We start from the raw sequence: 10,618 nt of genomic DNA, 5'->3' as shown, positions 1-10,618 counted from the left end.
CGTGCGGTCCGGGTGATCCGGCCCAGCGGCGACAGGACCCGGCCGGCCATGGCGTAACCGAACGCGAAGGCGATGATCGCGAGGCCGAGGAGGGCGAGGAGGGAGCGGCTGAGGAGGCGGCCACCCCGAACGGGTGACCGCCTCCTGCCGTGACTCCCGACGCCCGGGGTCGGCCCGGGGCAAGCCCGGAATCAGCCCGGAATCACTGCCCGACCGGCTCCAGGATCGCCACGCACTCGAAGTGGTGGGTCATCGGGAACAGGTCGAAGGCCCGCAGCGACACCGGCCGGTAGCCGCCCTCGCGGAAGAACTTCAGGTCCCGCGCGAGCGCCGCCGGGTCGCAGGCCACGTACGCGATCCGGCGCGCCTCCAGGCCGACCAGGTGGGCGACGGTCTCGCGGCCGGCGCCCGCGCGCGGCGGGTCCAGCACGACCAGGTCGGTGGCGGTGATGCCGGTGCGCGGCAGCAGCGTCTCGACCCGGTCGCACTCGATCTGCACGTTGTCCAGCGCGGCCAGGTTGTGCCGGGCGTCGACCACGGCCTGCTTGGAGGACTCGATGCCGAGCACCGCACCGTCCTCGCCGACCCGGTCGGCCAGCGCGCCCGCGAACAGGCCGACGCCGCAGTACAGGTCGAGCGCGTTCTCGCCCCACTGCGGGTCCAGCCCGTCCAGCACGGCGTCGACCAGGGTGTCCGGCGCCTCCGGGTGGATCTGCCAGAAGCCGCCGTTGCTGATCCGCCAGGTCCGCCCGGCGGCCCGCTCGCGCACGAAGCCGCGCCCGTGCACCTTGTGCACGTCGCCCTGCTCGTCCACCCGGGCGATCGACACCGGCTTGTCCAGCTCGACCAGCGGCAGCTGGGCGCCCGGCCGCGGGGTGAGCACCACCTGGCGGTCCGAGGAACCGGTCGCGGCGATCACCTCGACGCTCGCCACCCCCGGCCAGTCGCGGGCCTCGATGCCCAGCTCGGTGACGCCCTCGGCGGCGATCAGGCAACGGTCCACCGGCTGCACCTCGTGCGAGCGGTGCTTGCGCAGGCCGACCTTCCCGGTCCCGGCGTCGACCGCGTACTGCACCCGGGTGCGCCAGGCCGGCACCTGCCCGGCCGGAAGCTTGCCGCCGACCGGCTCGACGCTGCCGTCCCAGCCCGCCTCGGCCGGGGTGAGCCCGGCGAGCTTGGCCAGCTGCTCGGTCAGCACCGCCGCCTTGAGCTTGCGCTGCCCGCCCGGGGTGACGTGCTGCCAGTCGCAGCCGCCGCACTTGCCCGGACCGGCGAACGGGCAGGGCGCCTCGATCCGGTCCTTGGACGGCTCCAGCACCTCCACCGCGTCGGCCCGCAGGAACCGCGAGGTGGTGGTCCCGTCGGTCACCAGCGCGACGACCTTCTCACCGGGCAGCGCGTGCCGCACGAACAGCACCCGGCCCTCGTGCCGGGCCACGCAGTGCCCGCCGCCGTGCGCGACCGGGCCGACCTCGACCTCGTAGCGCTGCCCGGCCAGCGGCTCCCCGGACGGCGTCTCGGGCCGCGACGGCCGCGCGGCCCCGGCGCGCAGCGCCTTGGGCGGCCGCACCGCCTGCTTGCGCGGCGCCTTGCGGCCGGCCCCGGCAGCGCCCTTCGGCGCGTCCTGGGCGGCACCCTTGCCGGCGCCCTTCGGCGCGCCCTTGCCGGAGGCCTTGCCGGCGGACGCCTTGCCCGCGGACGTCTTGCCTGCGGCGCCCTTGCCGGCGGCCGGCCCGGCGGGCTCCCGGTCCTCCCGCTCGCCCGGGACGATCGGCGCGGTGCGCGCGGTGAGGCCGTCGCGGTCGGTGGCCTCCGGACGGGCCGGCCGGCCCCAGCGCGGCCGGGAGACCTGCCCGGGCTGGGAGCCGCCCCGGCGGGCGCCCTTGCCGGAGGAGCCCGAGGAACGGGGCGGAGTGTTGCGGGTCACTGGGAGGAGTCCTTGCTGCGGTCGGAGGTGTCCCCGGCGTTCGAACCGGTGGAGACGGAATCCTTCGACTTTACGGCCTTCGGCGCGCGTGGCTCGCCACGCCGGACGGCACCCGGCGCCGACCAGGCCTTCTGCGGCTTGCGCCGCTCCGAGGACTCCAGCTGCCACGGTACCGAAGTGACCATCACACCGGGCTTGAACAGCAGCCGCCCCTTGAGCCGCAGCGCGCTCTGGTTGTGCAGCAGGTGCTCGTACCAGTGGCCGACCACGTACTCCGGGATGTAGACCGAGACCACGTCCCGCGGGCTGCTGCGCCGCAGGTTCTTCACGTAGTCCAGGACCGGCCCGGTGATCTCGCGGTACGGCGAGTCCAGCACCTTGAGCGGCACCTCGATGCCGCGCTCGTCCCACTCCCGCCGCAGCGCCGCGGTGTCCGCCGGGTCGACGTTGACCGTAACGGCCTCCAGCGTGTGGGCCCGGGCCAGCCTGGCGTACGCCAGGGCGCGCAGCGCCGGCTTGTGCAGCTTGGAGACCAGCACGATGGCGTGCACCCGGGTGGGCAGCACCACGTCGTCCGGCTCCTCGGCGGCGATGAGCTCGTCGGAGACCCGGTCGTAGTGCCGCCGGATGCCCTTCATCATCACGAACAGCACGGCCATCGCGGCGATCGCGATCCAGGCGTGGCTGATCTTGGTGACCAGGACGACGATCAGCACGGCCATGGTCATCACCAGGCCGAAGGCGTTGATCGCCCGGCTGCGCTGCATGCGGCGGCGCTCGGCCGGGTCGGTCTCGGTGCGCAGCAGCCGGGTCCAGTGCCGGATCATGCCGGACTGGCTCATGTTGAAGGCGACGAAGACGCCGACGATGTAGAGCTGGATCAGCCGGGTCGGATCGGCGTTGAAGGCGAGGATCAGCAGGATCGCGGCGATCGCCAGCAGGATGATGCCGTTGGAGAAGGCCAGCCGGTCACCGCGGGTGTGCAGCTGGCGCGGCAGGTAGCGGTCCTGGGCCAGGATCGAGCCGAGCACCGGGAAGCCGTTGAAGGCGGTGTTGGCGGCGAGCACCAGGATCAGCCCGGTGACGGCCGCGACGAAGTAGAAGCCGGGCGTGAAGTTGTTGAACACGGCCTCGCTGATCTGCGCCAGCGCGGTCTTCTGGTGGTAGTCCGGCGAGGCGCCGACGAGCTGTTCGGCCGGGTTCTCGGCCATCTGGACACCGGTCAGCCGGGCCAGCCAGATGATGCCCATGAACATCACGACGGCGATGCTCGCCATCATCAGCAGCGTGGTGGCCGCGTTCTTGCTCTTGGGCTTGCGGAAGGCCGGCACGCCGTTGGAGATCGCCTCGACGCCGGTGAGCGCGGCACAGCCCGAGGAGAACGCCTTCAGCAGCAGGAACACCAGCGCGAAGCCGGCCAGCGAGTCGTTGCCGGGAGTGGCGGCGAGGTGGAACCCGGCGCTCTCGGCGGGCATGTCCTGGCCGAGCGCGAAGTGCCGGAACACCCCGTAGCCGACCATCCCGATCACGCCGACCATGAAGGCGTAGGTGGGAACGGCGAAGGCGCTTCCGGACTCGCGCACGCCTCGCAGGTTCATACCCATCAGCAGCACGACCACGATCACCGACAGGACCGGTTCGTGGCCGCGCAGCGCGGGCACCGCGGAGACGACGTTGGCGACGCCCGAGGTGGTCGACACGGCCACGGTGAGCACGTAGTCGACCATCAGGGCGCTGGCGACCACCAGACCGGCGGCCGGCCCGTGGTTGACGGTCGCGACCTCGTAGTCACCGCCACCGCTGGGGTAGGCGTGCACGTTCTGCCGGTACGAGGCGACCACGGCGAGCATCACGATCGCCACGACGACGCCGATCTGCCAGGAGAAATGGATCGCCGAGGCGCCCGCGAGGGAGAGGGTGAGCAGGATCTCCTCGGGGGCGTACGCGACCGAGGAGAGCGCGTCCGAGGCGAACACGGGCAGCGCGAGCCGCTTGGGCAGAAGCGTCTCGCCCAGCTTGTCGCTGCGTAGGGCGCGCCCGATCAGGATGCGTTTCGGAAGGTCAGTCGGCATAGGCACGTTAAGGAATCGTAGGGGCTCCCCGGTCAAGGCTCCGCCGTTTGTCCCCCCCTTCGTCGCGACTGCGTTCGGTGGACCGGCTAGCGTGTCGGATACGAGTCGGCGGGCAACACTCTGGTTGTCGAGCGTTGCCGGGTCGGCGCCCCCACGAGGAACCTCGTCCCGGACGACCGGGCGGGAAACGGAGCTGAACGGTGTTTGCGCAGGTCAAGGCCCCTTCGGGACGGGTGAGGTAAGCGCCGGTGCACATCGTGATCATGGGCTGCGGCCGCGTGGGCTCCGCCCTCGCCAGAGCCCTGGAGAAACAGGGCCACTCGGTGGCCGTGGTCGACCAGGACCCGACCGCGTTCCGCCGGCTGGGCGCCGGGTTCAACGGCCGCCGGGTCACCGGCGTCGGCTTCGACCAGGACACCCTGCGCGAGGCGGGCATCGAGGAGGCCGGCGCCTTCGCCGCGGTCTCCAGCGGTGACAACTCCAACATCATCGCCGCGCGGGTGGCCCGGGAGAACTTCGGCGTCGAGAACGTCGCCGCCCGGATCTACGACCCCCGCCGCGCCGAGGTGTACCAGCGCCTGGGCATCCCCACCGTCGCGACGGTCCGCTGGACCGCCGACCAGATGCTGCGCCGACTGCTGCCGAGCGGCGCCGAGCCGCTGTGGCAGGACCCGAGCGGTGGCGTGCAGCTCGCCGAGGTCGCGTACGACCCGCGCTGGATCGGCCACCGGATCAGCAGGCTGGAGGAGGCCTCCGGCACCCGGGTGGCGTTCGTCACCCGGCTCGGCGAGGGAATGCTCCCCTCGCCGCAGATGGTGGTGCAGGAGGGCGACCTGGTGCACGTGATGCTGCGCCGGGCCGACCTGACGGCCGTCGAGGCCGCGTTCGCGCAGGGACCGAAGGAGGAGGGTCACTGATGCGGGTCGCCATTGCCGGGGCCGGTGCCGTGGGCCGCTCGATCGCGGGCGAGCTGCTGGAGAACGGCCACGAGGTCCTGCTGATAGACAAGAACCCCAACTCCATCTCGGTGGAGCGGGTTCCGATGGCGGAGTGGCTGCTGGCCGACGCCTGCGAGATCACCTCGCTGGACGAGGCCGCGCTCCAGCGCTGCCACGTGGTGATCGCCGCGACCGGTGACGACAAGGTCAACCTGGTCGTCTCGCTGCTCGCCAAGACCGAGTACGCGGTGCCGCGGGTGGTCGCCCGCGTGAACAACCCCAAGAACGAGTGGCTCTTCAACGAGTCCTGGGGCGTGGACGTCGCCGTCTCCACCCCGCGTCTGATGTCCGCGCTGGTCGAGGAGGCGGTCAGCGTCGGCGACCTGGTCCGCCTGATGCGCTTCAGCCAGGGCAACGCCAACCTGGTCGAGCTGACCCTGGCCTCCGACACCGAGCTCGTCGGCATCCGGGTCGGCGACGTGGCCTGGCCGCAGGACACCGCGCTGGTGACCATCATCCGCGAGGGCCGGGTGCTGGTGCCGGGCAAGGACGACACCCTGGAGGGCGGCGACGAGCTGCTCTTCGTCGCCGCGCAGGAGCGCGAGGAGGAGCTGGAGCAGCTCCTCTCGGCGACCTCGGGCGCCCAGTAGCCCCGCGGCACAGCGGAAGGGCCCGCACCCCTCGTCGGGGTGCGGGCCCTTCGCCGTCGTTCGGACCGGCCTCCCGGCCGGCCGGAGGCGGCTACTTCGCCGGCTCCTCCTCGTCCAGCTGCGCCTTGATCGGCGGCGGCGCCTTCAGCAGGATCTGCCAGGTCACGTACATCGCCAGCAGCATCGGCGGGATGCCGAGGGCGACCTTCAGCCAGCCCAGCAGGTTGACGTTGTGGGTGAAGTACAGCGGGAAGAGGATCACCGGCTTCAGGCCCATGATCAGCACCCAGGCCCAGGTCGCCTTGGTGTAGGCGGCCAGGCGGCCCGGGTTCTCCTTGCGCCAGGTGAACATCTCGCCGGTGATCGGGCCGAGCATCACCCCGATCATCGGCCAGCGCGCCAGCGCGGAGGCCGCCAGGGCGATGCAGTAGCCGACGTTCCAGAGCAGGCCGGGCAGGTAGAAGTCCTCGGCCTTGCCGCTCTTCATCGAGATCCAGGCGCCGAGGGCGACACCGAACACCCCGCTGAAGGCGTGCTGGATGGTCTGCCGCTTCGCCAGCCGGGCCACCACGAACAGGGCGCTCAGGCCCAGCGCGGCCCAGGCCGAGGTACTGACCTGGTGGGTCAGGTTGTAGGTGACGATGAAGACCAGGCCTGGCAGCGTCATGTCGATCATGCCGCGCACGCCGCCGAAGGCCTGGAGCACGGTGTCGGCGGCCTCCTTGGAGGCGGCCCTGCGGGCGGCCTCCGCGTCCGCGGGGTCGACGGCCAGGTCGAGCTGGGCGGCGGCCTCGCCGCCGGGCTGGTTGCTCACGCTCATTCGCTCCCGTGTCCGACCGGACGCAGCTCATAGCGGGGGTTGAACAGCACGCGGCGCCCGCGTGCGTGACCGATGCGGCCGCTGGCGACCAGCCGGCGGCCGGGCTCTATCCCGGCGATCGAACGGCGGCCGAGCCAGACCACGTCCAGCGCCTCGGTACCGTCGAAGAGTTCGGCCTCCAGGGCGGGCACACCCGCCCGGGGCCGCAGCGTCACCGTGCGCAGCGTGCCCGCGACGGTGACCAGATCGCGGTCCCCGCAGCCGGCGATCGGCGTGCAGCCGGACTCCGCGGCGATCTCCTGACGCAGCTCCTCGGCGTCCAGCTCCTCGGCCGAGGAGGTCAGCCGGCTGAGCATGCGGCGGAACCGCCCCTGCGGCTGGCCGCTGCTGTTGTCACCACTCATGTCGGAAGGGTACCGGGTTCCGGCCCCCCGGCGGCAGGTCGCTCGACCGCCGGGGGCGGCCGGGGTCAGCTCTCGAACCGGTATCCCATGCCCGGCTCGGTGATGAAGTGGCGCGGGTGCGAGGGGTCGCGCTCCAGCTTGCGGCGCAGCTGGGCGAGGTAGACCCGCAGGTAGTTGGTCTCGGTGCGGTACGCCGGGCCCCACACCTCCTGCAGCAGCTGGGTCTGGCTGACCAGCCGCCCGGCGTTGCGGACCAGTACCTCCAGCAGGTGCCACTCGGTCGGGGTGAGGCGGACGTCGGCGCCGTCCCGGTTGACCTTCTTGGCCGCGAGGTCGACGGTGAAGGACTCGGTGACGACCAGCGAGTCGGCCTCCCCGGCCACCGGCTCGGCCCGCCGCACGGCGGCCCGCATCCGGGCGAGCAGCTCGTCCATGCCGAACGGCTTGGTGACGTAGTCGTCGGCGCCGGCGTCCAGGGCCTCGACCTTCTCGTCCGAGGCGTGCCGGGCCGACAGCACGATGATCGGCACCCGGGTCCAGCCGCGCAGGCCGCGGATCACCTCGACCCCGTCCATGTCGGGCAGGCCCAGGTCGAGGACGACCACGTCCGGATGGCGGGCCGCGGCCAGCTCCAGGGCGCTCGCGCCGTCATGGGCCGCGTCCACCTCGTACTTGCGGGCCTTGAGGTTGATCACCAGCGCGCGGACGATCTGCGGTTCGTCGTCCACGACGAGGACCCGGGTCATGTGCGGGCTCCGCCTTTCGGGGCTGTCTGACTTACGGACTGGGGACTGGCTCTACGACTTTCGCTGCGGCGCGCGGCCCCGGGAGGGGCACCCGGCCCGGCCGGTGCGCCGCCGGTTCTCAGGTGATCAGCTCCGGGAGCGGACCGCCACCCTCGCCGCCCGGCTCCCCCGTTTCGGGCGGCCGGTCGACCACGGGCAGGCTGACGACCATGGTGAGGCCACCGCCCGGGGTGTCCTCGGCGGTGACGGTACCGTCCATCGCCTCGACGAAACCGCGCGCCACCGCGAGTCCGAGGCCCACCCCGGCACCGCGCGGCGCGTCCCCGTACCGCTGGAACGGCGCGAAGATCTTCTCCTTCGCCTCTTCCGGCACCCCCGGGCCGCGGTCCACGATCCGCAGCTCGACCCGGGCCGGCCGCCCCGGCTGCCGCAGCTCGTCGGCCTTGACCAGCACCTTGACGCCGTCCGGGCTGTACTTGACGGCGTTCTCCACCAGGTTGGCCAGCGAGCGCTCCAGCAACCCGCCGTCGGCCCGGACCATCGGCAGCGTCTCCGGCACCTCCAGCCGGACGGACTCCAGCGGCACCCCGCCGAGCGCGAACGGCACCACCTCGTCCAGGTCGGTCTCCTGGATCAGCGGGGTGACGGTACCGGTCTGCAGACGACTCATGTCGAGCAGGTTGTTGATCAGGTGGTCCAGCCGGTCCGCCCCGGCCTCGATGCCGGCCAGCAGCTCGGCCTCGTCCTCCGGGTCCCAGTCGACGTCGGCCGAACGCAGCGAGCTCACCGAGGCCTTGATGCCCGCCAGCGGGGTGCGCAGGTCGTGCGAGACCGCCGCCAGCAGAGCCGTCCGGATCCGGTTGCCCTCGGCCTCCCGGCGGGCCTCGGCGGCCTCCCGGGCCAGCCGGCGGCGCTCCAGCACCACGGCGGCCTGCGCGGCGAACGCCCCGAGCAGGCGCCGGTCCGCCCCGGGCAGCACCCGGCCGCGCAGCACCAGCGCCAGGCTGTCGCCGACCGGGACGTCCACGTCGGCCTCCTCCGGCCGCTCCGGCGGGCGCGGGCCGGCGGTGGCCACCGGCACCCAGGGCGCGAGCGGATCGGGCCGCTCCAGCAGCGCGGCGCTCTCCTGCCCGAAGGTCTCCCGCACCTGCTCCATCAGCGCGGTGAGCACCCCGTCGCCGTTGGGCGCGCCGCGCAGCACCGTGCCGGCCAGCGCGCTGAGCGTCTGCGCCTCCGTCTGGCTGCGGGCCGCCTGCTGGGTGCGCCGGGCCGCGAGGTCCACCACCGACGCCACCGAGATGCCGACGATGGTGAATATCGCCACCGCCATGATGTTCTGCGGCTCGTTGATGGTGAAGGTGTGCAGCGGCGGGGTGAAGTAGTAGTTCAGCACCGAGGAGGCGACCAGCGCCGAGCCGATGGCCGGCAGCAGCCCGCCGACCAGCGCCGCGCACACCGTCAGCGACAGGAACAGCAGCATGTCGGTGGAGAGCCCCAGCCCGCCGATCGCGGTCAGCACGATCGCCAGCACCGGGGGGCCGACCAGCCCGATCAGCCAGCCGGCGACCGTCCGGGTACGGCCCAGGTCGGTGATCCGGCGGACCGGTATCTTGCCGCGCCGCCCGTGCCCGGCGTGCTCGTGGGTGACCATGTGGACATCGATGTCCCCGGCCTCCCGGGTCACCGTGGTGCCGACGCCCGGCCCGTACAGGTACTGCCAGGCGGGCCGCCGGCTGGTGCCCAGCACGATCTGGGTGGCGTTCACGCCCCGGGCGAAGTCCAGCAGCCCGCCGGCCGGGTCGTCGCCGAGGACCGCGTGGAAGGAACCGCCGAGGCTCTCCACCAGCACGCGCTGCTCGATCAGCGTCTGCGGCGAGCCGGAGCCCACCAGCCCGTCCGAGCGGGAGATGTGCACGGCGAGCAGCTCACCGCCGGAGACCCGGGCGGCGATCCGGGCCGCCCGGCGGATCAGCGTCGCCCCCTCGGGCCCGCCGGTCAGGCCCACCACGATCCGCTCCCGGGCCTGCCAGGTGCCCTCGATGCCCTGCTCGGCCCGGTACTTCTGGAGGTACTCGTCCACCCGGTCCGCGGTCCACAGCAGCGCCAGCTCGCGCAGCGCGGTCAGGTTGCCCGGACGGAAGTAGTTCGCGAGCGCGGCGTCGATCTTCTCCGGCGCGTACACGTTGCCGTGCGCCAGCCGCCGCCGCAGCGCCTGCGGGGACATGTCCACCAGCTCGATCTGATCCGCCCGCCGGACCACCTCGTCCGGCACGGCCTCGCGCTGGCGCACCCCGGTGATGCCCTCGACCGCGTCGCCGAGCGACTCCAGGTGCTGGACGTTGACGGTGGAGATCACGTCGATCCCGGCCGCCAGCAGTTCCTCGACGTCCTGCCAGCGCTTCTCGTTGCGGCAGCCGGGGACGTTGGTGTGGGCCAGCTCGTCCACCAGGGCCACCTGCGGGCGGCGGGCGAGGACGGCGTCCAGGTCCATCTCGGAGAAACGGGCACCGCGGTGCACCACCTGCTGGCGCAGCACCACCTCCAGCCCGGCGACCATGTCCGCGGTCCGCCGGCGGCCGTGGTCCTCCACGAACGCGACCACGACGTCCGTGCCACGCTCATGGCGCCGGTGCGCCTCGGCGAGCATGGCGTACGTCTTGCCGACCCCGGGGGCTGCCCCGAGGTAGATGCGCAGCCTGCCTCGTCCCATGAGCACCATTCTTGATCCGACCCGGCCCGGAGGACACCCCGGACACCTGTTCCCCTTGCCTTCGAGACTACGGTGTGCGACGCGATTTTCCGCTGATCAGTGCGCTGATCAGGCGGTTTTAGCGGCATATTGACGGTGGAGCAGCCACTCGGCGGGGGTTGTCCGGGAGGTTCGGAGGCACCGGAGCCGGCCTGTCGGACCCGTCCGAACCATCCGGACCACCCGGTCCGGAAATGCGAAAAGCCCCTGATCCGAATGGATCAGGGGCTTTTCTGAATAATTGTTCGGCGGCGTCCTACTCTCCCACAGGGTCCCCCCTGCAGTACCATCGGCGCTGTAAGGCTTAGCTTC

Annotated in this window: 8 protein-coding genes and 1 rRNA gene; 2 read left to right on the top strand and 7 right to left on the bottom strand. The window is 72.4% G+C overall.

The window, feature by feature from the left end; translation table 11 throughout:
• Window positions 1-202 precede the first annotated feature (202 nt).
• Entirely contained in the window at window positions 203-1,552 is a 1,350-nt protein-coding gene (locus ACWGJO_RS39420) for a class I SAM-dependent RNA methyltransferase (protein WP_452190485.1), read from the bottom strand.
• A gap of 371 nt (window positions 1,553-1,923) precedes the next feature.
• On the bottom strand, window positions 1,924-3,999 hold the full coding sequence (locus ACWGJO_RS39415; protein WP_452190483.1) for an APC family permease: 2,076 nt from the start codon (window positions 3,997-3,999) through the stop codon (window positions 1,924-1,926).
• Between the two features lie 248 nt (window positions 4,000-4,247).
• Between ACWGJO_RS39415 and ACWGJO_RS39410 the strand changes: the two genes are divergently transcribed.
• Entirely contained in the window at window positions 4,248-4,916 is a 669-nt protein-coding gene (locus ACWGJO_RS39410) for a potassium channel family protein (protein ID WP_359909907.1), read from the top strand.
• Window positions 4,916-5,587 carry a potassium channel family protein gene (locus ACWGJO_RS39405; RefSeq protein WP_359909904.1) on the top strand — a complete coding sequence of 224 codons (672 nt, stop codon included), beginning with the start codon at window positions 4,916-4,918 and terminating at the stop codon, window positions 5,585-5,587. The genes ACWGJO_RS39410 and ACWGJO_RS39405 overlap by 1 nt, the downstream gene beginning before the upstream one ends.
• A 91-nt stretch (window positions 5,588-5,678) precedes the next feature.
• On the opposite strand, the gene ACWGJO_RS39400 is transcribed toward ACWGJO_RS39405, so the two are convergent.
• From ACWGJO_RS39400 to rrf, 5 genes are all read right to left on the bottom strand, one after another.
• A complete protein-coding gene (locus tag ACWGJO_RS39400; RefSeq protein ID WP_359909901.1) occupies window positions 5,679-6,401 on the bottom strand; it encodes a DUF3159 domain-containing protein in 723 nt (240 codons plus the stop codon).
• Window positions 6,402-6,403: 2 nt separating this feature from the next.
• Entirely contained in the window at window positions 6,404-6,811 is a 408-nt protein-coding gene (locus ACWGJO_RS39395; RefSeq protein WP_359909898.1) for an OB-fold nucleic acid binding domain-containing protein, read from the bottom strand.
• Between the two features lie 65 nt (window positions 6,812-6,876).
• Window positions 6,877-7,557 carry a response regulator gene (locus ACWGJO_RS39390; protein WP_049657530.1) on the bottom strand — a complete coding sequence of 227 codons (681 nt, stop codon included), beginning with the start codon at window positions 7,555-7,557 and terminating at the stop codon, window positions 6,877-6,879.
• Window positions 7,558-7,675: 118 nt separating this feature from the next.
• The gene (locus ACWGJO_RS39385) at window positions 7,676-10,267 is read right to left on the bottom strand and encodes an ATP-binding protein (protein ID WP_452190481.1); all 2,592 of its coding nucleotides are present in this window, start codon (window positions 10,265-10,267) and stop codon (window positions 7,676-7,678) included.
• A gap of 282 nt (window positions 10,268-10,549) precedes the next feature.
• Window positions 10,550-10,618: ribosomal RNA gene (rrf, locus tag ACWGJO_RS39380) — 5S ribosomal RNA — on the bottom strand; the annotation flags it as partial.

The organism is Kitasatospora sp. NPDC054795, assembly GCF_053611565.1.
Note: the sequence above shows the minus strand (reverse complement) of the source record. Positions and strands in the feature narration are given on the sequence as shown.